Source organism: Paenibacillus sp. FSL H3-0333 (assembly GCF_038002805.1).
Taxonomy (GTDB): Bacteria; Bacillota; Bacilli; order Paenibacillales; family Paenibacillaceae; genus Paenibacillus_AQ; species Paenibacillus_AQ silagei.
Genome location: NZ_JBBODG010000001.1, coordinates 5,876,729 through 5,899,549, shown reverse-complemented (window position 1 = coordinate 5,899,549; position 22,821 = coordinate 5,876,729). Strand labels below are relative to the sequence as shown.

Genomic DNA, 22,821 nt, shown 5'->3' with positions numbered 1-22,821 from the left:
TTTATTCCCATTATAATCATCCTGCGCTTCTTGCGGGATGGTTTTTCTTTTATCGGCCATCCTATATTATTCGACTTTAATTTACAGCAAAAACAGGCACTAACATTGATTTTGTGTTCAACATGCAGTAATATTCATAAGGGCGCAATAAAACGTGCATGTCTTTACATGTGATAAAGTTCCTATACAAAGAGCAAGCCTTATAGTAGATTTTGTAGTTGGAAAAGATGAGACAGAGAGAACGAAAAAACGGAGGAAAACCTAATGCGGAAAAGTAAAATTGTATGTACGATCGGACCTGCAAGTGAATCGTTGGAGAATATCAAAAAATTGATTTTGGCTGGTATGAATGTGGCCCGTCTGAACTTCTCCCACGGCGATTTTGATGAGCATGGAGCCCGGATCAACACGATCCGTCAAGCATCCAAGGAACTTGGCAAGACTGTTGCCATCCTGCTCGACACCAAAGGACCGGAGATTCGTACAGGCAAGCTGGAAGTGGAACCGATTGAACTGGTTCAGGATGAGTATCTGACATTGACTACGGAAGAGATCCTTGGCGACCACAACCGTATCTCCATCACTTACAACAACCTGCCTAACGATGTTCAAGTAGGATCGACGATCCTGATCGACGACGGCCTGATCGGCCTTACAGTTGTCGACATTCAAGGCACCGAAATCAAGACCCGTATTGTTAACGGCGGTACGATCAAGAGCAAGAAGGGTGTTAACGTACCAGGAGTATCCATCTCCCTGCCGGGTATTACGGAAAAAGATACCAATGATATCATTTTTGGGATCGGACAGGACATTGATTTTATTGCCGCTTCTTTCGTACGCAAAGCCAGCGACGTTCTGGAAATCCGTGAACTGCTTGCGAAGCATGATGCTTCCCACATCCAGATCATCTCTAAGATCGAGAACCAGGAAGGTGTCGATAACCTGGATGAAATCCTGGCAGTATCCGACGGCCTGATGGTTGCCCGTGGCGACCTTGGTGTAGAAATTCCTGCTGAAGATGTACCTTTGGCACAGAAGCTGATGATTCAGAAATGTAACATCGCCGGCAAACCGGTAATCACAGCTACCCAAATGCTGGATTCCATGCAGCGCAACCCGCGTCCAACCCGCGCTGAAGCAAGTGACGTAGCGAACGCAATCTTCGACGGAACCGATGCAATCATGCTGTCCGGTGAGACTGCTGCCGGGAAATATCCGGTTGAATCCGTACTGACTATGTCCCGTATTGCTGAGAAAGCAGAGTCTGCTCTGAACCACCGTGAGATCTTCATGAAGCAGCAGATTGCTCAAGAAACTACTGTAACTGAAGCGATCAGCCAATCCGTAGCGATCTCCGCTCTGGATCTGAATGCTAAAGCGATCATTTCTTCAACGGTAACTGGCCACACTGCACGCGTGGTTTCCAAATATCGTCCTAAATCACAGATCATTGCTGTTACCACCCAGGAAAGAACCATGCGTCAGCTGGCGCTGGTATGGGGCGTAACTCCTGTATTCGGCCCTGAAGCTCATTCTACTGACGAATTGCTGGAAACAGCTCTTAACGGCGGTAAAGCTTCCGGTCTGGTTAAAGCTGGCGATCTTGTAGTCATCACTGCAGGTATCCCGCTTGGACGTTCCGGTTCCACTAACCTGGTGAAGGTAGATACGATTCCAGCCGACTAGGATTTGGAAGAGCTTCTGCAGCACGAATAAGATATAATGATAAGAGCAGTGGCGCTTGATTGCCGCTGCTCTTTTTTGATATCGATGATGCAAATGGATATATTGGACCTGAGTGTCTGGAACAGGACGGCAGGTCAGGGAGTCGTATAAATAGGGTTCCTGGAATACACAACAGGAGGACTTTTATGATAGATTCGTCTGACCGAAAAGGCGCTTCCGCAAGAGCGCGGAGGAGAAGGCACGGCCAGCAGCTTCTTATTCTGGATCATAATGCCGCCGTCGGAGACCTTTAGTCTGGGGCTGCGTCCATTGACCTGGCAACAGGTGAAGCAGACTGTGGATAACTTGGACAGCGGAGCGATATCGAACCCCACCTGCGGCGCTTCGACAATCCATTCGGCCGAGCTTTGCGGTCCGTTATAGCGCTGTACGGTACGGAAGACCCAGCATTTGCTGAGATTGCGCAGGGTGATGCACCATTTGCCGGGACTCAGCTTGACGATGGAAGCACGCATATGGTTGCCGGGAGAGACGGGGAAAGGAATGACGGTCTCGGAGGCGGGGAGAATCTCCCACCAGGCATAATACCGGACTTTGCCGTTCACTGACTCATGGCCGGTGCCGGTCTGGATCAGGCTACTGTTCTTGAAGCCGTCGATGCCGATCCAGGCCGAGGAGAACGTAGGTTTTACCGTAGGCTTTACATAAGGGACGATCCAGTCGGCGGATATCTGCCGGTAGCTGCCTTTTTTGCCGGAAATGGCATAACCGCTCCAGTTGCTTGATGTCCAGCCGAAGCCTGAACTGGCGGCTCTGCCCGTATTAAGTTTATCCTTCAGACAGGGTTTGCTTCGTGTTAATCTATTGACTTGGCCCACTTGTCCACCGCCTCATAATAGGTTGTGCTCTATTTAATGCAGCAGGCGGCTATGAAGGTTGGGTATTCTGTTAAAAAGAATGAGAGAGGACTTGTAATCCCCATGGAAAAAATAACAAAGCTGCGCGGGTTCTATCTATTTTTGGGACTGGCCGGAGGCTCCTTCGGCTCCTACCTCTCGCTGCTGCTGAAATCGAACGGACTTGAAGTCAGCCAGATCGGCGTGCTGATGGCTATAGGTACGTTGATCGCCATCTGTGTCCAGCCCTTATGGGGAATGGTCTCCGACCGGTATAACCAGGCGCGGCTGGTGCTGATTCTGAGCGTGGCGGTTCCGGCGGTGCTTGCGGTCCTGTACCGTTCGGAATATTTCATCGTGCTGATGCTGGTGTACACCGTGTCCACGATCTTCTCCTCTACACAGGCGCCTATAGCCGACTCGTACGCCATAGCGGCTGCGAACAGGGCCGGAGCCACTTACGGCAGCATCCGCATGATGATGAGCATAGGCGCCGCCGTAGGGGCCATTGCGGGGGGGCAGTATGTATCCAAGTTCTCTGTATCGACCATCTGGCTGCCGTTTCTGCTGTTGAATTGCGTCGCTGTAGTGATTGCTTTCACCCTTCCCAAGCAGGCGGAGGAGAATCATATGATGAGCCAGTCCTTCTCCCAGGGGATCAAAAAACTGCTCGGCAACCGCATCTTCCTGGCCTTCTTAGGCGGAAGCTTTCTGGTCAACCAGACCATGACGGCCTTCGGGACTTATTTTGTCATTGCCTTCCAGTCGGTCGGCGGATCGACCGGCACTGCCGGAATCGCCCTGTTCCTGGCGTCGATTACCAATGTGCCTTCTATGTTCTTCGCCTCCAAGGTGATACGCAGAATGGGGATGGAGCGGACGCTGCTACTAGGTGCGCTGATCTATGTGCTGCGTTGGGGGATTCAGGTGGCTTTCCCGTACCCTTCCGTCATGATCGGCGTACAGGTGCTTCACGGCCTCTCCTTCGGGTTCTTTTATATCGCGGCGGTTGAATATGTATCGAAGATTACCTCAGCGGAGATGCAGGCGACCGGGCAAAGTGTGTTTAACATCGTATTCTCCGGGTTAGCCGGCATTCTGGGCAATCTGCTGAACGGGATGCTGCTGAATCAGGGCGGGGTCGGGCTGATGAATCTCTCCTGTATGCTTAGTGCGGCTGCTGGCGCGGCCCTTCTGTTCTATGTCGCCCGAAGCTCCCGCCGCAAGCTGCCGCTGAAGTCTGCATCCGGCGGTGTCGGCGCTTAGCGGACTGTTGGATACCGGGTAGACTGTATTTTAGAAAGGAGCATAAATATGAATCCTCATCAACCGGGATGGGCCAGCCGCTGGCATAGTACCTCTATCCGTGTACGTTATCAGGAGACCGACCAGATGGGCGTCGTCTATCATGCCAACTATTTGATCTGGTTTGAGTGCGGCCGTACGGAGATGTTCCGTGAGCTGGGCTTCGACTACAAGAGGCTGGAGGGCCTCGGTCTGCTGCTGCCGGTAACCTCTGCAGATTTGCAATTTAAAAGCCCCGCGCGATATGATGATCTTATTACCGTGTATGCGCGGTTAACGACCTTCTCGGCTCTGAGGGTTGTGTATGAATATGAAATCCGCCGGATGACGGCGGGTCAGGAAGAGCAGGAGCGGACCGCAGGCGAGCTTCTAGTCAGCGGCTCGACGAGCCATGTCTGGCTGAACGGGGAATGGAGGCCGGTGCGGATCGACAGGGCACAGCCTGAGCTGTTCCATACCATCCTGGCTGCGCTGAAGGAAGAAGAATAGCGTTAACGTAAAGAAGAAGGAGGAGCAGTATGATCAGGAACAAATGGCTGTGGGCTGCCCTATTTGCAGTCCCGGCCGTGGAATTATTCGGTTTCATCTATGTCTCAAGTTTTCTTGGAGCGCCCAAGACGCTGCTGATCATGCTGGCTACTTCAGTCATCGGTTTGCTAATGATGCGGTTCGAAGGCAAGAAAGTGCTGCAGGACAGCAGAACACATATGCAGGAGGGACGGGTGCCCGGACGGACCATGCTGGACGGCTTATGTATTTTCTTCGGCGGCCTGCTGCTGATTCTGCCGGGGTTTGTCACGGATCTGATCGGCTTTACTCTGGTATTTCCGCTGACCCGGCCGCTCTACCGGGTTTTTCTGCTGAAATGGATCGAGAAGAAGATGAAGAACGGCACGTTCACCTTTTACCGCAGGTAAGCGGGTAGAGAGGTAGAGAGGTAGAGCAGTTAGGCGGTTGCTGGCGGGAATAAGGAGTTGCAAGGATCGCTTAGGAGTATTATGGAGTAATCAGGCTTGCCAAAAGGTGTTCAGTTGCAGGTGCTGCGGCTGGAGGCCTTTTTGGTGTTAGGGAGTGGTGTGGAGCAAAGTTGTTTCGAACGCGGCCCCCTAATGCAGCCTGCCGCTGAGGATATAAGTGCGCAGGGCGCGGAATACGCCGGCGCGGGCGAATGCGTCGAGAATAACGAGCAGCACCGGGCCGAGAATCAGGCCGAGCATGCCCATCAGCTGAAGGCCGGCGAACATGCCGATCAGCATGGCGAGCGGATCGACGCCGATGCTGCTGGCGAGTACCTTGGGCTCCAGTACCTGACGGGTGATCAGGATGATGCCGTAGAGCACCAGCAGCCCGATGGCCAGCGCCATGTTCCCGGTCATGTATGAATACAAGGCCCAGGGCAGAATGACGATACCGACACCCAGATAAGGAATCAGATCGACAATGCCGATGGTCAGACCGATGGCGAAGGCTGATTTGACCCCCAGCAGCAGCAGGCCGATGATCACAATCACTGCCGTTACGGAGATCAGCACTAGCTGGGCGCGGATGTAGCCGAACAGCGCCTTGCGCAGATCCTTCCAGATCTCCGACACGGGTCTTAGCAGCGGTGCTGGAAGCCATGCAGTCAGCTTGGCATTATGCCGTTCCCAGCCGGTGCTGAGGAAGAAGGCGGCCAATACGATGACAATCAGAATGGTGCCAAGGCTCGGCAGCGAAGAGATCAGCTTCAGAATGATATTGAAGAATCCGGTGATCATCTGCGTCACGGCTTGGCCGACCGTTTCAGTGGTCCGGTTGATATTGCTGTCAATGGTGGCATGATAACCCGGGTTGTCGTGGTAAAACTGGTTGATTTGGTTAATAATATTCTGAATGCTGGCATTACGGCTCAGGGACAGCAGCAGTTCCCGCCACTGATCGGTATGAAGATCGAAGGTCTGGAGCAGCCCGATCAGCTCTTTGACCAGCCTTGTGATGAGTGCGGTCAGGACAAGAGCAATGCCTCCGATGTAGAACAGCAGCGAGAGGGATACGGCGAGCCAGCCGGGGAGCTTCATCCCCTTAAGGATCAGAACCAGCGGATGCATTAGATAAGCCAGCAGCCAGGCGATCAGCAAGGGGTACAGGAGCGGCAGCAGTACATATACAGCCAGCAGAATCAGGGCGGCAGCAAGCACGACCCAGAGGCCGCGCAGCAATCTTTTAAGCACAAGTGTATCGATCTTAGGTCCCTCCTACTCTGGCGGATTCCAGAAACAACGGCTCGTCTTATATATATTCATAGGGGGTGTGAAAAGACTAGCAACGCTAGAAAAGGGCAGACAGCGGGCATATCCATAACCTGGAAGCGCGTTCATGAAACAGGTTTTGCGTTCGTTTTTTTCTATCCCTCCGATAAAATCATTTGATGTCCTGTAAAGCTTCCACGTTGTTCACATAACCGTCAAAATCCGGTATGATAATTAAAGGTTAAAGAGCAGAAATTTAGTTGCAATCTTCTGAGCCGGTCCTGAAGCTTTTTTTCTGAGAGAGTTAAAATACTTGGAAATGTAAATGTTTACATGAGATTTGAAGCGGCACTATACACTCTTGTTGGCAAAGGAGAGAGATACTATGACAGCTACTAAAGGACTTGAAGGCATTGTTGCAACGACCTCCTCAATCAGCTCTATCGTAGATGGAGTGCTCACTTACCGCGGCTATGATATTGACGATCTTGCGGACCATGCCACATTTGAGGAGACCGCTTATTTGCTGTGGTTCGGCAGTCTGCCGACGGTGCCGGAGCTTGAAGCTCTGCGGCGCGACCTCAGCGCTCACGCTCCGATTCCGGAGCAGGTGCTCACTCAAATGAAGCTGTATCCCAAGGAAGCCAACACCATGGCCGCTTTGCGCTCTGCCGTATCGAGTCTGGCGCTGTACGATGAAGCCGCCGATGATATGAGCAAGGAAGCGAACCAGACCAAGGCGCTGAAGCTGCAGGCGCAGATTCCGACCGTAGTTGCCGCACTGGCACGTATCCGCAAAGGCCTGGAGCCGGTAGCTCCCAAGGAAGGCTTGACCATCGCCGAGAACTTCCTCTACATGCTGTGGGGAAAAGAGCCGGATGCGGTATCCGTCAAGGCGCTGGATACGGCGCTGGTGTTGCATGCCGACCATGAGTTGAATGCTTCGACTTTTGCCGGACGGGTAACGGTTGCGACCTTGTCTGACATCTATTCCGGTGTGACCTCAGCGATCGGGGCGCTTAAGGGGCCGCTGCATGGCGGGGCGAATGAAGCTGTAATGAAGATGCTTGAGGAGATCGGCAGCCTGGACGCGGTGGAGCCGTATATCCAGGGCAAGCTGGAGCGCCGCGAGAAGATTATGGGCTTCGGACACCGTGTCTACAAGAACGGCGACCCGCGCGCCAAGCACCTGATGAAGATGTCCAGCGAGCTGGGCACGATGAAGAATGACACCAGTCTCTATGACATGTCGGTCAAGGTGGAAGAGCTGATCACCAGCCAAAAGGGGCTGAAACCAAACGTCGACTTCTATTCGGCATCGGTCTACACACAGCTGGGGATTGAACGGGAGCTGTTCACCCCGATCTTCGCGATCAGCCGCACTTCGGGCTGGACGGCGCACATTCTGGAGCAGTACGAAGACAACCGTATCATCCGTCCGCGTGCGGAATATACAGGTATGTCCGACATGAAGTACGTCCCTGTAGACGAGCGATAACAGGACGGCAGGGAGGGCGGCCCTTGCGGGCTGCTCTACCCCTTTAGTACAATGAATGATATGAATGCTTATACATCATACTTTTAGGAGGAATATCTACAAATGTTGAAACTGGAACAATACGATCTGCCCACAGAAGGCGAACAAATTACAATCGAAGACGGCAAGCTGCTGGTTCCGGATCAGCCGATCATTCCATTCATCGAGGGTGACGGGACAGGCCGTGACATTTGGAAAGCCTCCAAGCGGGTGCTGGATGCAGCTGTAGAGAAAGCGTACGGCGGCAAGAAGAAAATTGCGTGGTACGAAGTGTTTGCCGGCGAGAAGGCCTTCAATACATATGGTGAATGGCTGCCGAACGACACGCTGGAAGCGATCCGTGAGTACATTGTGGCCATCAAGGGCCCGCTGACCACTCCGATTGGAGGAGGTATCCGCTCCCTGAACGTTGCGCTGCGCCAGGAGCTTGACCTGTACGTATGTCTGCGTCCGGTGCGCTACTTCGACGGCGTTCCTTCTCCGGTGAAGCATCCTGAGCTGGTGGATATGGTTATTTTCCGTGAGAATACAGAGGATATCTATGCTGGTATTGAATATCAGGAAGGCTCTGCCGAAGTGAAGAAGGTGATCGAATTCCTGCAGAAGGAAATGGGCGTGAACAAAATCCGCTTCCCGGAAACATCCGGTATCGGTATTAAGCCTGTATCCGAGGAAGGCTCGAAACGCCTTGTTCGTTCAGCAGTAGAGTATGCGATCAAGCACGGACGCAAGAGCGTGACCCTGGTACACAAAGGCAACATCATGAAGTTCACTGAAGGAGCCTTTAAGAACTGGGGCTATGAAGTGGCTGAACAGGAGTTCGGCGATAAGGTCTTCACCTGGAACCAGTACGATGTCATCAAGGAACGCGACGGTGAAGCGGCTGCGAATGCTGCCCAGAAGGAAGCCGAAGCAGCAGGCAAGATCATCGTGAAGGATGCCATTGCCGACATTGCGCTCCAGCAGGTATTGACACGCCCGACAGACTTCGATGTCATTGCGACACTGAACCTGAACGGTGACTATCTCTCCGACGCACTGGCTGCCCAGATTGGCGGCATCGGTATCGCTCCGGGTGCGAATATTAACTATATTACGGGACATGCTATTTTCGAAGCTACACATGGTACGGCACCTAAGTATGCTGACAAGGATGTAGTGAATCCGGGCTCTGTTATTCTCTCCGGCGTTATGCTGCTTGAGCATCTGGGCTGGCAGGAAGCGGCTGACCTGATCTATCAGGGAATGAGTACGGCGATTAACAACAAGACGGTTACTTACGATTTTGCCCGCCAGATGGAAGGCGCGACTGAGCTGAAATGCTCTGCTTTTGCTGACGAGATCATCAACCATCTGTAAGAGGCCGGGCCGGTAAATACTACAGATATAAGCTGCACATCCGTGTAGCTTATATCTATGTAGGCCGCCTTCAGACTATCATCAGGTTAGGAGGGCTACCGTGGCGATCAAACGTTCAAAAATCACTGTCGTAGGTGCCGGATTCACCGGCGCGACCACGGCGCTTATGCTTGCCCAGAAGGAGCTTGGCAATGTAGTGCTGCTTGACATTCCTCAGCTTGAGAATCCGACCAAGGGCAAGGTGCTGGATATGCTCCAAGCGGGACCCGTGCAGAACTTCGATGCTCAAATTAGCGGAACTTCGAGCTATGAGGACGCAGCGGATTCTGACATCGTTATTATTACCGCAGGGATTGCCCGGGGGCCCGGCATGAGCCGTGAGGATCTGGTCAATACCAATGCGAATATCGTCAGATCGGTCTGCGAGAATGTGAAGCGCGTGGCCCCAGAGTCCATTGTGATCATACTGACCAATCCGGTGGATGCGATGACATACGTGGCCTATCATGCGCTCGGCTTCCCCAAGAACCGTGTCATCGGGCAATCCGGGGTGCTGGATACAGCCCGCTACTGCACCTTCATCGCTCAGGAGCTTAATGTATCGGTAGAGGATGTACGCGGCTTCGTGCTGGGCGGCCATGGCGACGATATGGTGCCGTTAGTGCGTTATTCCAGCGTAGGCGGTATTCCAATCGAGACGCTTATCCCGGCAGAGCGCATTGCAGAGATTGTGCAGCGTACCCGTGTGGGCGGCGGTGAAATTGTCAGCCTGCTTGGGAACGGTAGCGCGTACTATGCTCCGGCAGCATCCCTGGTTCAGATGGCGGAGGCTATTCTCAAGGACAAGAAACGGATCATACCGGTAATCGCTCTGCTTGAGGGTGAATACGGCTATGAGAACCTGTTCATGGGAGTTCCTGCGCTTTTGGGAGCGGAGGGCATCGAGCGGATTTTTGAACTGGAGCTTACGGCGGAGGAACAGGCGGCGCTTGACCAGTCCGCTGATTCGGTCCGGGCGGTGACTTCTTCGGTAACTATGTAACCCCGGCAATCTGCCGGAGCCCCGCAAATTGAAATTGGAGGAGATTATGATGGGTCATGTTTTCTTTTTTCTGCATATGATCGGGACACTGGCACTTGGCTTCTATCTGGTGCTGCCGTTTATCTTAAGCGGGACGGCTAAGCTGTCCTCCCCGGCGAAGGAAGGCACGCTCAGTGCAATCGGCGGATTCAACCGTTTTGCCCAATACGGGCTGGTAATTCAGCTGCTGACCGGCGGCTACATGATGACTAAGGGTGAGTATTCTGTACCCTGGATGATCATTGTTACGGTGCTTCTGCTGGCTATGTTCGCGTTCGGCGGGATTATGACCAAGCCTCTGCGCCTTGCTGCGGCAGGCATGAGAGAGAACCGCGATGTCTCTGCCGAGACTGCCAAGATTCGTACCATGAGTCTGCTGCTGATGGTCTCGCTGGTCGTCATGATCTTTTTCATGGTCTACAACACAATTATCTAAATAACCTGCTGCCGGATGGGCAGTGTGATAACAGCTCTGGAAGCCTCGGCCTCCAGGGCTGTTTCGCATGTCTGGATGCACATGGTTGGATATTGTTCCCAACGGCTATGTATTCCGCTACACTGTGATTAGGTGCTTGGTTCATTTGGCATCACATACATACTTAGGAGTGAGCGCAGTAATGATAGGAAGAAAATTAGTAACGGTCGGGCTGAGTCTGGGCTTGCTGCTGGGTTCAGCCGGGCATATGTCTGCGGCAGCCGATTATGAAGGACACTGGGCGCAGAAGCAGATGAGCCGCTGGCTGGAAAAGGGATGGCTGAAGGGATTCGCGGACGGGTCAGTCCGGCCGGATCAGGCGATCACTAGAGCGGAATTTATCGCGTTAATCAACCAATTGGCCGGGCTGACGGCTGAGAGCAAGGTGAAGGCTGATTTCAGCGATCTGCCTAAGACGAGCTGGGCATACGAAGAAATCTCGAAAGCGCTGGAAGTGGGCATCATCAAGGGTTACGGAGGTACGATTCGTCCGGGCGATCCCGTTATGCGCCAGGAGGCGGCGATTATGGTGAGCAGAATGATGTATTTTGAGACGGGAAGCACGGAGGTATTATCCATGTTCAGCGATAAGGATCAGATTGCAGGCTGGAGTGAAGCCGATGTCGCTGCACTGATCAATGACGGAGGAATGAAGGGTTACCCGGACGGGCGGTTTGCTCCAGAACAGGCGATGACCCGGGCCGAAGCGATTGCACTGCTGGATTACTACAATGTCACAAGCGGCGGCTTGCAGAGTGTAACTATCAGCCATTCTGAGGGGCTTGGAAGCTTTGAACCAGGAGCCATCAAATACTATAACAATGTCACTGTATCCGGCTATGATGTGCTGCTGCAGAATCTGAAGATTTTTGGAGACCTGGTCCTGGAGGAAGGAATCGGCAACGGAGAGGTGAACTTGGACAGTGTTGAAGTACTAGGCAAGGTCATCATACAGGGAAGCGGAGATCCCTCAGTGCAGCTCAAGAATACAACCATGAACCAAGTGATTGTGCAGAAGAATAGTGGAACTGCCCGCCTGGTCACCGAAGGTACAACCTGGGTGAAGGCATTGTCGGTACAGTCCAGTGTAAATCTGGAAGAGGGGGAGGGTAGCGGAGACGGGTTCACAGATATTGATCTGCCATCCGGCCTTGCAGCCGGAATCGTAGTGACGCTTAACGGCAATTTCGGAGATGTGAACATTGAAGCCAAAGGACCCGTCCTCCACCTGCAACAAGGCTCCATACGCACGCTTAAGACCGCTGCCACTGCAATAGGGGTTAAGATAGAGCTGGATCAAGGGACAACGGTGACGCAGGCGATTCTGAATATGTCAACGAAGGTTACGGGTGCGGGTAAGGTTCAGGATGCAATTGTGAAGGAAGATGAATAGAGTTCTGGAAATAAGGCCGCTATCCCAAGGAGTGAGGTCTTGTCATGAGGGGCGATGTACTGCTATGAAGAGATATCGACCCGATGTATGCGAAAACAAACCTGTCTTTCAAGGCACAGTTCCAGCATGAAAATGAGCAATGTGCCGAAAAACAGAATGTCCACAATTGGACCGGACGCGCCACGTAGGCCGAATGTAATCGAAAAACCGAACACAATTAGACTGGACGCGCCGCGTAGGCCGAATGTAATCGAAAAACCGAACACAATTGAGCCGGGCGCACCGCGTAGGCCGTACGTTTATCGTATCCCGGTAATCGCCCGGTACTCCCGATCCAGTATCGCATAAAAGTATTGGTTCACCCACTGGTTGTTCCAGTGTATTTCTTCCCGGAATACGCCTTCGCGGACCATGCCTAGCCTGTCTAGTACCTTGATAGATGAGGTATTGTATTCATTGCACATAGCCACGACTCTGTGGGCCTTCCATTCTTCAAAAGCAAGCTTCAAGGCCAGCTGCGCCGCTTCGGTGCAGTAGCCTTGCCCCCGGTATTCTGGGAAAAGGCTGTAGCCCAGCTCCCAGCTTTCGCGCTCTTTTACATACCAATGTATACTCAGTTCCCCTACAGGGGTTGCTTCGGGAGTGGCTAGCCTGATCAGGAATTGTCTATGCCAGTCGCTCTGGATTCGTTCCGCCACAGTCTTCCGGACTGCCTCCTTGTCGGTTGGAAGCATATCCTCGAAGGGCCAGAGTGAAGCGCTCATTTCCAGATCTGTGATGAAATCGATATCGTCCGGGGTGACCGGAGATAAGGTTATTCTTGCATTCATTGTGCGATACCCTCCTGCTAGTATAATTTCAATACGATCTTGCCGTCTTTCATTACCCAGCTGACCTGCCGCAGGTTGTTAATATCCGCCAGCGGATCTCCCCCGACGACCAACAGATCGGCCCTCTTGCCTGTCTCAATGGTACCGAGCTCATGTTCCAGCTTACAGATCTTGGCACCGGTTGAAGTGGCAGCCACAATAATCTGCATCGGGGAGAGGCCGGCCTGGCCTAACAGCTGGATCTCCTTCCACGGCATACCGGCTCTGTACCACGGAGGAGCTTCTTCAATAAAATCATCCCCAAGCCCAATCTCCCCGCCTGCATGAATAAATCTCCGGACATTATCCAGCCCTTGCTCCAGCAGCGGCGCACCGAATTTGTCCTGGAACATCTGGAGTACGGTGAGGGTGGGGACGATACGGATGCTCCCGCTCACCATTTGCCGGATCAGCTGATCGTCCAGCTGGTCATAGACCATATGCGCAGCATCGCTGATCCCTGCATCCACCAGGATCTGAAGATTGCGTGCACTTGTAACATGAGCAGACACGTAAGCACCCATGCTCCGGGCTTCCTGGCAGATCGCTTCGAGAAGCTCCTGATTCAGCTGCGGCAGTCCGATGGTTGTGGGATCGTAGCCATCCTCCAGCGCTGTTTTGATGAAATGTACTCCTTGTCCCAAAACCTCACGGACCTTAAGCCGCGCCTCCTCCGCACTCTCTACTCCGATAGGCTCCTGACCACCGTACCCGCCTGGAGCGGTGAATACCTTGCCGGATGTAAGAATTCTGGGAAAATTAGCGTCCTCCAGCTGTTGCGTATATGTGACCACATCGTCAATCGATGCAGCCGTAGTGATCCCCTCATCCCGGATCGTAGTAATTCCTTCCGCAAGGCACGCGGCCAAATATTCCGTATGATATCCGTGAAGCGGCTCATTCTGTATGTACTTGAAGCTGGTATGGGCATGGGTGTGAATAAACCCGGGCAAAATGAACAGACCCTCAAGGTCGATCACTGTTGTGGCAGAGTCATGCCCTGTTCTCTCGTTATTCTCACTATGCTGTGTTATGGTGCCGAAACGGCCATTAACAATCTCAATGCTTGCATGATGCAGCGGCTGCTGTCCGGTTCCATCGATTACAGTTCCGTTCATCAGCAAGATGCGCTCATTTCCCATGATAGAAGCGTCCCCTCAGTTAAGGTAGTTGTCTTTCCCCACAAAGTATAGGACATTCCCCCTAGCGGATATAGATAATATTCTTTTTGGGAACGTTCCTTACTTACTGACTATCGTTCCGCTATAGGTATCGTTGAATGAAGATTACTTGTTTGGGCGGCTGCCAAGTGTGGTAAGTAACATAACGTAGAGCCAAGCAGGCACACTGCCTGATGCATAAACACCAGACCTTAAGCCATGCTAACATGATTGATCAACAATACTGTGGACAGCGAAAGGAGAATGGATTATGCCAGACACTAGCAAGCAACCTGTCAAAACTTTACCACCGCAGGTGCAGGATCAGCGCCCCGGAATTGAGAGTGAGATGAACCCGCTTCCGGAGTTTGAGACACCGGCGTACAAGGCAGCAGGCAAGCTGCTGGGAAAGGCTGCGCTCATTACCGGAGGCGACAGCGGGATTGGGCGTGCGGTTGCCGTTCATTTTGCCAAGGAGGGCGCGGATGTGGTGATCTCCTACTTGAACGAGCATGAGGATGCGGAAGAGACCAAGCGCCAGGTGGAGCAGGAGGGCAGAACGTGTATTCTGATCGCCGGGGATATCGGGGACGAATGCTTCTGTCAGAGCTTGATTCGTCAAACCGTTGAAGGACTCGGCAAGCTTGACATTCTAATCAACAATGCGGCGGAGCAGCATCCGCAGGATCATATTGAGGACATTACGGAGGAGCAGCTGGAGCGTACGTTCCGGACGAATATTTTCTCCATGTTCTATCTGACCAAGGCCGCCATGCCTCATCTGAAAAAAGGTGCTACGATCATTAACACCACCTCCATCACGGCGTATCGCGGCAGCCCGCAGCTGCTGGACTATTCGTCCACCAAGGGAGCCATTCTCAGCTTCACCCGGTCGCTGTCGATGAACCTGGCGGATAAGGGTATCCGCGTGAATGCGGTAGCTCCCGGACCGATCTGGACCCCGCTGATCCCGTCAACCTTTGACGCTAAGAAGGTCAGTGAGTTCGGCGGCACCCAGCCGATGAAGCGCCCGGGACAGCCTGAAGAGCTGGCACCGGCGTATGTGTACCTGGCTTCGGACGATTCCTCCTATGTGAGCGGACAGGTGATGCATGTGAATGGCGGCGAGGTTGTGAACGGATGATGGGTGCAGAATAAGATCTGGATGCAGATTCGTGTGCAACATATAAATTCTATTTTAAAAAAGCCTAACCGCTTGCCGGCAGGCTTTTTTTCAGCGCTTGTAACTATTACAATATATTTCCGTCTATTTAGATAATTTGATATGAAAGGGGATTGGGATGCTTAGAAAAAAAGGATTCATTCTATCTGCAGCGGGGATTTTAGTTTTTCTGGTAGTGTTCATTTATTTGACTCCTTTTGCAGGGAGACTTGTGGCAAATACAAGATTGGAAGGAAATGCAAAAAGCATTGAGATTAGAATTACACAGGAATCGCCACCGCTACCCCTTGTTACTTCCGGAAAAACCCAAATTCCGGTTACCCAAGGCAGCTATTGCTGGGGAAAATTAGGATGTGCGGATTATACAGGAGGACAATCCATGGTACAGGGGGTTACTCCCACTGTTATAGCCCCTGAGGGGGGGATTGATGTTGCTTTTACTTATAAACCGGCACCCGGCGGGTTAACCGTTCAGCAATTTGTCGATGATAAAGAAGTGCAAATTCCATTGAAGAACGGCTCTTTTAATGCTCCAAAAGAACATGGCGTTTATTACTACGGCATATCAGCATTCTGGACAACCGAGGATGGTAAATTTTCAGAAGGGAGTTCATCCGTGGTTTTTGTAATTGAAGTAAAATCTACGAAAGAATAGCCCTGACAGAAATAATATGCTAATATACAACAAGCAAGACGAAACAACCGCATAGAACGATCACTAGGGGAGCCGCAAGGCTGAGACGGGCGTAAGTTGTCCGGACCCTTTGAACCTGATCTGGTTTATACCAGCGTAGGGAAGTGGAGAACGAATAATGCAGCGGGGGTATACGGCTAGTACCGGTATTCCTGCTTTTATTCCAGACTGCTTCCTTTACGGGGAGCGGTCTTTTTTGTGTTTGGAGGTAGGGATCAGCGTAGCGCTGAGGAGAGGAAGGTGGACGTGTTGCACGAAATTCATGTCATCTCAGACGGGCGGCTGCCGCCTGAAGCGCTGGCCGACTGGGCCGTGGCGGTACATTCTATAGTGGATTATATCCATCTCCGCGAAAAAGCCATGTCCGCCCGCGAACTGCTGGCGGCGGCGCAGCAGATGCTTCAGGCCGGGGTTCCGCCTTCGAAGCTGGTCATTAATGACCGGATCGATGTTGCCCTGGCCGCCGGGGCAGGCGGTGTACAGTTAGCCTGGCACAGTCTTCCTCCAGCCGCAGTGCGCGGCCTTGCACCGGACCTGCGGATCGGCAGATCGGTACACTCGCGGGAAGAGGCGGCGGAGGCTGGAAGGCAGGGAGCAGACTTCTGCCTCTACGGGCATGTATTTCCGACGGCCTGTAAGCCCGGACAGCAGGCACGCGGACTTGCGCAGCTGGCAGAGGCCGTCCGCTGGAGCCGCATCCCGCTGATTGCGCTTGGAGGGATTACCCCGGACAATGCCGGAGTGGTGCTGGCCCAAGGGGCGGCTGGCATTGCTGTCATGTCGGGGATCTGTGGAGCCCCGGACCCGGTTGCAGCGGCCCGGGCTTACAGGGAAGCGGTCCACAGGGCAGCGGTCCACAGGGCAGCAGAGCTGGCTGAAGCGCTGGATATGGCTCAAACACAGGGCACAGCAGGAGGTGAACAGGAATGAATGTGACCGTTAACGGGAAGAGGCAAAGAATCGAAGAGAGCTGCCGGACACTGGAGGATCTGCTGGCCCGGCCAGAGTGGGCCGGTAAGCTGGTGATTGTCGAGCTGAATGGTGAGCTTGCTGGCAGAGAGGTTTATGGAGAGACACTGCTCAGTGAGGGGGACCGGGTGGAGCTGGTTCATTTTGTAGGCGGAGGCTGAACACGAAGACTTATCCCAGGAGGCGTTAACATGCAAGACCCATTGATGATTGGCGGAGTGACTCTAACCAGCAGACTGTTCATTGGTACCGGAAAATACAGCCGCAACACCCTCATTCCCGAGGTGATTACGCGATCAGGCTCACAGGTCATTACCGTTGCTCTGCGCCGGGTGGACCCGGAGAGCAGTGACAATATTGTCAGCCATATTCCTTCCCATATGACCTTACTGCCTAATACCTCCGGTGCGCGCACCGCAGAGGAAGCAGTACGGATTGCCCGGCTGGCGAGATCGGCGGGGCTGGGGAACTGGGTGAAGATTGAGGTCATCAACGACCAGAAATATCTGCTGCCGGATAATACCGAGACCATCCGGGCGACCGAGATCCTGGCAGCAGAGGGCTTCGTGGTGCTTCCGTACATGAGTCCTGACCTGTCCGCCGCCCTGCGGCTGAAGGCAGCGGGGGCTGCGGCCGTGATGCCGCTGGGAGCGCCGATCGGGTCCAATCGCGGGCTGCAGACCAAGGAGCTGATCCGCATTCTGATCTCCGAGACGGAGCTGCCGGTGATCGTGGATGCCGGAATCGGCAGACCGTCCGAGGCGGCCGAGGCAATGGAGATGGGGGCCGCAGCGGTCCTGCTCAATACAGCGATTGCCACCGCCTCAGATCCGCTGCTGATGGCAGAAGCCTTCCGTGACGCGGTAGCTGCAGGGCGCAAGGCTTATCTCGCTGGACTGGGGCCCGTAGAGGAGACGGCGGCAGCCTCTTCACCGTTGACCGGGTTCTTGGCCTAACAGATGGAATAGGGAGGAGAGAACGGTTATGAGCTTTTATGAGACGATGACCCGGCTGGAGCAGCTTCCTTATGCGGCGCTATGGAGCCGGTATACGGCAGAGGATGTGAAGCGTGCGCTTCGTGCAGAGCAGGTCGATGAAGAGGGGCTGATGGCCCTGCTGTCACCGGCAGCGGAGCCTTATCTGGAGGAGATGGCGCAGAAGGCGCACCGCTTAACGCGTACGCATTTCGGCCATGTGATGCAACTGTTTACACCGATGTACCTGGCTGATTATTGCGTGAATCACTGCACGTATTGCAGCTTCAGTTCTATTTATGATTTTCCGCGCAAAAAACTGACGCTGGAGCAGGTCGCCCGGGAAGCGGAGACCATCGCAGCCACAGGCCTGCGCCACATTCTGATTCTGACCGGAGAATCCCGGAAGGACAGTCCGGCCGGCTATGTGAGGGACTGCGTGAATGTGCTGCGCCGCTATTTTTCCTCCGTCAGCATTGAAGTGAATCCGCTCTCGACAGCAGAATATGCTGAGCTCAGAGAAGCTGGCGTGGACGGTCTGACGCTCTATCAGGAGGTCTACCATCAGGAGACTTATCGTGCGCTGCATGTAAAAGGACCCAAACGCGTCTACCGCAACCGTCTGGACGCTCCCGAACGGGGCTGTCAAGCCGGGTTCCGTTCGGTGAATATCGGAGCCCTGCTTGGCATGTACGAATGGCGCCAGGAGGCGCTGGCCACTGCGCTGCATGCGAGATATTTGCAGGACAAGTACCCGGAATGCGAAATCGGGCTGTCGACTCCCCGGTTCCGGCCTTACTTAGGCGAATTCAATCCCGCAAGCGATGTAACCGACCGTGCGCTGGTGCAGATTATTCTGGCCTACCGCCTATTTCTGCCGCGCTCCGGCATCTCGCTGTCCACACGCGAGCCTGCCGCTCTGCGCGATCATCTGGTCCAGCTCGGCATCACGAAGATGTCCGCAGGGGTATCCACCGAAGTGGGCGGACATTCTCTGGAAGGGGGAACGCCGCAGTTTGAAATCTCGGACAACCGCAGCGTGAACCAGATGGCCGAGATGCTGCGCTCGCAAGGACTCCAGCCGGTATTCAAGGACTGGGATATCCTGTCCGAGCCGCTTGGGTTGAGGTAGGCAAGCTGATTTGGCTTAGCTGGATGTGTCCAAACTGAATGTAACTTAACCAGACTAGGCAAACCGAGCTTAACTTAACCTGATCAGACTAACCGAGGAGTCTAACTTAAGCTGACCATATGCAAATAACCCGCCATGGCGGGTTATTTGCATTGTATAAGGGTTATAGGCTACGCGTGCTGACTTCTCCTTCTATAGTGAAGGCACGTGGGCCGGAACGTACTCTATCTACTCTGTAGATTCAGGCTGTCCGGCAGACTGTCCCTGACTCGCACTGGAAGTCAGCTCGTCCAGCGACATCTCGAAGCCCGGAGCCATGTGTTTAAGGAAATAATCCATCTCAGGCATTTCCAGTACATGCAGCTTCGCGGCAGTCTGCTCCCTGGCAGCGGCGAATTCGCGGTTGCCTGCGGCGACCTCCCAGACGCATTTCAGGTAAGCGTCCAGCACATCCGCGGCCTTGACGTAGCGGAGCAGTCCGGCATCCTCGGAGCCGGGCGGGCTGGTGTGCGGTTGCAGGAGCGGCGCATAGACTGCGCTCAGCTCCGGCGGGATCATGGCCGCCAGCCGGTCGGCGGCCACCTGCTCCATCTCGCGGAAGCTGGACAGCAGACGCGAGTTGTTATGCTTCACCGGCGTGGCGATGTCACCGGTGAAGACCTCGGTGGCGTCGTGGAACAGCGCCATCGTGGATGCGCGGTCGGCGTTCAGCGACCGGCCGAAATGGGCATTGCCGATGGTGCACAGCATGTGCGCCAGCAGGGCGACCTGGAACGAATGCTGCGCCACGTTCTCCGGGGCGGTGCTGCGCATGAGGCTCCAGCGCTGGATATATTGCAGCCGGTAGAGATAGGCGGAGAAATGGTAGTTCAATTTTGAAGTAACCCCTTTCATGAGCAGCTTATTGTGCTATTATAGTAACTAATTGTACCAGAGTTAGGGCCGCTTGAACCAGATGGAGAGGAGACTGAAGGAAGATGCAGCATTTTGAAGAGAGCATTTATAATTTGATTGTAGAGACCTCCACGAACCTGCCGGGCGATGTGCGCCGGGCAGTGGCCAGAGGGCGGGCGCTGGAAGACCGGGCGACACGCTCCGGACTGGCACTAACCACGATAGCGCAGAATATCGGAATGGCGGAGCAGCAAATATCGCCGATCTGCCAGGATACGGGGATGCCGACTTTTATCATTCATACGCCGGTGGGCGTGAATCAGATAGAGATGAAGAAGGATATTCACAGCGCAATTATCCGCGCTACGAAGAACGGGAAGCTGCGGCCCAATTCCGTGGATTCGCTAACCGGCGAGAACAGCGGGGATAATCTGGGGGCAGGGACTCCGGTGATTCACTTCGAGCAGTGGGAGGAAGAGAGCATTGATGTCCGGCTGATTCTGAAGGGCGGCGGCTGCGAGAATAAGAACATCCAGTACAGCCTTCCGGCAGAGCTGGAGGGACTCGGCAAAGCCGGACGCGACCTCGACGGTATCCGCAAGTGCATCCTGCATTCCGTGTACCAGGCGCAGGGCCAAGGCTGTAGCGCAGGATTCATTGGTGTAGGCATTGGCGGCGACCGTACCACGGGCTATGAGCTGGCGAAGAAGCAGCTGTTCCGCAAGGTTGAGGATGTGAATCCTAATGAAGATTTGGGCAAGCTGGAGCATTACATTATGGAGAATGCCAACAAGCTCGGAATCGGCACCATGGGCTTCGGCGGTGAAGTGACGCTGCTGGGCTGCAAAATCGGGGTCATGAACCGGCTGCCTGCCAGCTTCTTTGTCTCTGTAGCCTATAACTGCTGGGCCTTCCGCCGCCAGGGCATTCTGGTTCATCCGGCTACTGGTGACATTCAGGATTGGCTGTATGAGAGCGGCACCGGGATATCTGTCGAGGGGGAAGCTGCACCGCAGCCAGTTGCTGAACCTGTGGGTATAGCTGCGGCAGAACGGATAGCTTCCGGCGTGGTGCCAGAGGATGCTACGATTCCTGCGGCACCGGCTATTGTATCCGGGACGGGTGAAGCAGCTTCGGCTGCGGCCGTCTCAGGGAATGGGGCAGCATCTGAACCGGCTGCGGCAGCTTCCGCCGGCTCAGGTGGCTCGCGCGAGATCCGCCTGACCACACCGATCAGCGAGGAGGATATCCGCAGCCTGCGCGTCGGCGATGTGGTGATCCTCTCCGGCGAGATGCACACCGGCCGAGATGCCCTGCACAAATACCTCATGGATCACGACACCCCTGTCGATCTGAACGGTGCCGTCATCTATCACTGTGGCCCGGTCATGCTGAAGGATGATGAAGGCTGGCATGTGAAGGCGGCTGGCCCGACGACCAGTATCCGCGAGGAGCCGTATCAGGGCGATATTATTAAGAAGTTCGGTATCCGCGCCGTAATCGGCAAAGGCGGTATGGGACCCAAGACCCTAAAAGCCTTAGGGGAGCACGGCGCGGTCTACCTTAACGCAATCGGCGGTGCAGCGCAGTATTACGCAGAATGTATCAAGAAGGTCAACGCGGTAGACTTCATGGAATTCGGTATTCCTGAAGCGATGTGGCATTTACAGGTGGACGGCTTCGCAGCAATTGTGACCATGGATGCCCACGGCAACAGCCTGCATGCCGATGTCGAGAAGGATTCCGCCGCCAAGCTGGCCCAGTTCCGGGAACCGGTGTTTAAGTAACAGGACCTCAAACAAAGAAACAGCGTCAGTCATGGACGAGAGTAATGTCCATAGACTGACGCTGTTTTTAAATTTAAAATATATGAATTTATAGGTTGTACACAATAACTTATCCTTAATTTCCCGCTGATACGAACGCTGTCCTGTAAATGAGCAGTGCAGCCGTTTCTGCTTATTGAATTAGCGTATACCGGAATTTTTCAATATACGACTCTTTCTTGTGCTCTACACGCTGCAAATGGTCATAGAAGCTATGGGTGAATTTAAACACGTGACCATAATCCCAATCCTGCCCGCTATAGTCCTTTTGCCAAAACTTAATGTCGGTCGGCAATACGTCCGCACGCTCAGCCGGCTTCAGGGGCAAATGATCGACAGGTGAAACCAGCTTGACGGGTTCTCCAGGTACAAGGTTACGGCTTTGGCGCAGAACTTTAATCAATTTCATTAAAGGCGGTAACCCTCTTTGAAAAAAAGAGACATGGCCAAGGTCATACAGGATGTTTAACGCGTGGGAGAAAGTCAGCATATGACCGATCAGATCATGATGTGCTTCTGCCCGGTAAATGACAGGGAAATGAGCTAATTCTTCCAGCACAAGCGAAGAAAGCTCGCCGGGCGTCGAGATGACCGGAAAGCCGTCCTCGTCTGTAACCTCCATCCTCTTCACCTCGGAAGCAGAGAAGCCAATCCATGACCGCCCCGGAATTGTCCGCTCAAACGAGCGGATAAGATCGGTTATTCCTGCAAGATCCTCCGTACTTCCCCAGCCCTTAAGTTCCTGGATGGAGAGCAGACACGATGCGCTGTAAATCACATTATGACCAACCCAGTGTAACTCATCAATCGTTGTATCGAGGGCCTCAAGTATGGCAGTTACAGCTAGCTGCTCGTCACAGCCGGTACGATGTTGTATGCCGTTCTCCCCAATTATCCTTTGGATCATCGCTTCGGTCTGCAAAGCTACAAGTCGGGCAAGCTCTGGTGCCGGATTATTCGTTTTAATAAAAAAATAACTGCCAATAGCGGCAGCACCAAAGTGAGCCTGCCAGATATCCCCTGTGTCTTTTTTACATGAAGAGATGATTCTTAATCCGTCCCGCAGAATGGATGGGCTCATTATAATATCGCTCCCCTTATAATTGCAGCATTTTTATTTATCAGTCTAACACTATATTTTTTGGAGGCAACCGCTT

At 53.6% G+C, this 22,821-nt stretch carries 22 protein-coding genes and 1 riboswitch; of the genes, 16 read left to right on the top strand and 6 right to left on the bottom strand.

Features of this window, described 5'->3' with window-relative positions:
- Nucleotides 1-264: 264 nt before the first annotated feature.
- Entirely contained in the window at nucleotides 265-1,689 is a 1,425-nt protein-coding gene (pyk, locus tag MHH78_RS26105; protein WP_036725599.1) for a pyruvate kinase, read from the top strand.
- A 134-nt stretch (nucleotides 1,690-1,823) separates the two neighbouring features.
- Here pyk and MHH78_RS26100 read toward each other — a convergent pair whose 3' ends face one another.
- Nucleotides 1,824-2,567 (bottom strand): G1 family glutamic endopeptidase, encoded by a 744-nt coding sequence (locus MHH78_RS26100; RefSeq protein ID WP_341169317.1) that lies wholly within the window; start codon nucleotides 2,565-2,567, stop codon nucleotides 1,824-1,826.
- A gap of 102 nt (nucleotides 2,568-2,669) precedes the next feature.
- On the opposite strand from MHH78_RS26100, the gene MHH78_RS26095 reads away from it, so the two are divergent.
- Genes MHH78_RS26095 through MHH78_RS26085 form a run of 3 tightly spaced genes read left to right on the top strand, consistent with a single transcriptional unit; the run spans nucleotide 2,670 to nucleotide 4,807 of the window.
- Nucleotides 2,670-3,851: an MFS transporter gene (locus tag MHH78_RS26095; RefSeq protein WP_341169316.1), complete on the top strand. Its 1,182-nt coding sequence runs from the start codon at nucleotides 2,670-2,672 to the stop codon at nucleotides 3,849-3,851.
- A 48-nt stretch (nucleotides 3,852-3,899) separates the two neighbouring features.
- Nucleotides 3,900-4,379: an acyl-CoA thioesterase gene (locus MHH78_RS26090; RefSeq protein ID WP_341169315.1), complete on the top strand. Its 480-nt coding sequence runs from the start codon at nucleotides 3,900-3,902 to the stop codon at nucleotides 4,377-4,379.
- Between the two features lie 29 nt (nucleotides 4,380-4,408).
- Complete coding sequence (locus MHH78_RS26085; RefSeq protein WP_036695825.1) at nucleotides 4,409-4,807, top strand: FxsA family protein; 399 nt, start codon at nucleotides 4,409-4,411, stop codon at nucleotides 4,805-4,807.
- Between the two features lie 189 nt (nucleotides 4,808-4,996).
- Here MHH78_RS26085 and ytvI read toward each other — a convergent pair whose 3' ends face one another.
- Nucleotides 4,997-6,112 carry a sporulation integral membrane protein YtvI gene (ytvI, locus tag MHH78_RS26080; protein ID WP_341170383.1) on the bottom strand — a complete coding sequence of 372 codons (1,116 nt, stop codon included), beginning with the start codon at nucleotides 6,110-6,112 and terminating at the stop codon, nucleotides 4,997-4,999.
- Between the two features lie 391 nt (nucleotides 6,113-6,503).
- On the opposite strand from ytvI, the gene citZ reads away from it, so the two are divergent.
- The 5 genes from citZ (at nucleotide 6,504) to MHH78_RS26055 (ending at nucleotide 11,963) form a co-directional block, all read left to right on the top strand.
- Entirely contained in the window at nucleotides 6,504-7,616 is a 1,113-nt protein-coding gene (citZ, locus tag MHH78_RS26075; protein WP_036725592.1) for a citrate synthase, read from the top strand.
- A gap of 102 nt (nucleotides 7,617-7,718) precedes the next feature.
- The gene (icd, locus tag MHH78_RS26070) at nucleotides 7,719-9,014 is read left to right on the top strand and encodes an NADP-dependent isocitrate dehydrogenase (protein ID WP_036725590.1); all 1,296 of its coding nucleotides are present in this window, start codon (nucleotides 7,719-7,721) and stop codon (nucleotides 9,012-9,014) included.
- Between the two features lie 100 nt (nucleotides 9,015-9,114).
- Nucleotides 9,115-10,056, top strand: a complete 942-nt coding sequence (gene mdh, locus MHH78_RS26065; protein ID WP_341169314.1) for a malate dehydrogenase — start codon at nucleotides 9,115-9,117, stop codon at nucleotides 10,054-10,056.
- Between the two features lie 49 nt (nucleotides 10,057-10,105).
- On the top strand, nucleotides 10,106-10,531 hold the full coding sequence (locus MHH78_RS26060) for a hypothetical protein (protein WP_036695834.1): 426 nt from the start codon (nucleotides 10,106-10,108) through the stop codon (nucleotides 10,529-10,531).
- Nucleotides 10,532-10,712: 181 nt separating this feature from the next.
- Entirely contained in the window at nucleotides 10,713-11,963 is a 1,251-nt protein-coding gene (locus MHH78_RS26055; RefSeq protein WP_341169313.1) for an S-layer homology domain-containing protein, read from the top strand.
- 299 nt (nucleotides 11,964-12,262) lie between these two features.
- On the opposite strand, the gene MHH78_RS26050 is transcribed toward MHH78_RS26055, so the two are convergent.
- Both MHH78_RS26050 and MHH78_RS26045 read right to left on the bottom strand, forming a co-directional pair.
- Nucleotides 12,263-12,793 (bottom strand): GNAT family N-acetyltransferase, encoded by a 531-nt coding sequence (locus MHH78_RS26050; protein ID WP_341169312.1) that lies wholly within the window; start codon nucleotides 12,791-12,793, stop codon nucleotides 12,263-12,265.
- Nucleotides 12,794-12,810: 17 nt separating this feature from the next.
- On the bottom strand, nucleotides 12,811-13,974 hold the full coding sequence (locus MHH78_RS26045) for an amidohydrolase family protein (RefSeq protein ID WP_341169311.1): 1,164 nt from the start codon (nucleotides 13,972-13,974) through the stop codon (nucleotides 12,811-12,813).
- 289 nt (nucleotides 13,975-14,263) lie between these two features.
- Here MHH78_RS26045 and MHH78_RS26040 point away from each other — a divergent pair, with 289 nt between their 5' ends.
- From MHH78_RS26040 to thiH, 6 genes are all read left to right on the top strand, one after another.
- On the top strand, nucleotides 14,264-15,136 hold the full coding sequence (locus MHH78_RS26040; RefSeq protein WP_341169310.1) for an SDR family oxidoreductase: 873 nt from the start codon (nucleotides 14,264-14,266) through the stop codon (nucleotides 15,134-15,136).
- Between the two features lie 157 nt (nucleotides 15,137-15,293).
- Complete coding sequence (locus tag MHH78_RS26035) at nucleotides 15,294-15,830, top strand: hypothetical protein (protein WP_341169309.1); 537 nt, start codon at nucleotides 15,294-15,296, stop codon at nucleotides 15,828-15,830.
- Nucleotides 15,831-15,885: 55 nt separating this feature from the next.
- A riboswitch (TPP riboswitch) is annotated at nucleotides 15,886-15,989 on the top strand.
- 120 nt (nucleotides 15,990-16,109) lie between these two features.
- Entirely contained in the window at nucleotides 16,110-16,799 is a 690-nt protein-coding gene (locus MHH78_RS26030) for a thiamine phosphate synthase (protein WP_341169308.1), read from the top strand.
- Entirely contained in the window at nucleotides 16,796-16,999 is a 204-nt protein-coding gene (gene thiS, locus MHH78_RS26025) for a sulfur carrier protein ThiS (RefSeq protein WP_341169307.1), read from the top strand. Before MHH78_RS26030 ends, thiS begins: the two co-directional genes overlap by 4 nt.
- 30 nt (nucleotides 17,000-17,029) lie before the next feature.
- On the top strand, nucleotides 17,030-17,794 hold the full coding sequence (locus MHH78_RS26020; protein WP_341169306.1) for a thiazole synthase: 765 nt from the start codon (nucleotides 17,030-17,032) through the stop codon (nucleotides 17,792-17,794).
- 28 nt (nucleotides 17,795-17,822) lie between these two features.
- Entirely contained in the window at nucleotides 17,823-18,944 is a 1,122-nt protein-coding gene (thiH, locus tag MHH78_RS26015; RefSeq protein ID WP_341169305.1) for a 2-iminoacetate synthase ThiH, read from the top strand.
- Nucleotides 18,945-19,172: 228 nt separating this feature from the next.
- Here thiH and yfbR read toward each other — a convergent pair whose 3' ends face one another.
- A complete protein-coding gene (gene yfbR / locus MHH78_RS26010; RefSeq protein WP_341169304.1) occupies nucleotides 19,173-19,817 on the bottom strand; it encodes a 5'-deoxynucleotidase in 645 nt (214 codons plus the stop codon).
- Between the two features lie 104 nt (nucleotides 19,818-19,921).
- Between yfbR and MHH78_RS26005 the strand changes: the two genes are divergently transcribed.
- A complete protein-coding gene (locus MHH78_RS26005) occupies nucleotides 19,922-21,625 on the top strand; it encodes a fumarate hydratase (RefSeq protein ID WP_341169303.1) in 1,704 nt (567 codons plus the stop codon).
- Nucleotides 21,626-21,797: 172 nt separating this feature from the next.
- Here MHH78_RS26005 and MHH78_RS26000 read toward each other — a convergent pair whose 3' ends face one another.
- Complete coding sequence (locus MHH78_RS26000; protein ID WP_341170382.1) at nucleotides 21,798-22,748, bottom strand: hypothetical protein; 951 nt, start codon at nucleotides 22,746-22,748, stop codon at nucleotides 21,798-21,800.
- Nucleotides 22,749-22,821: the final 73 nt, after the last annotated feature.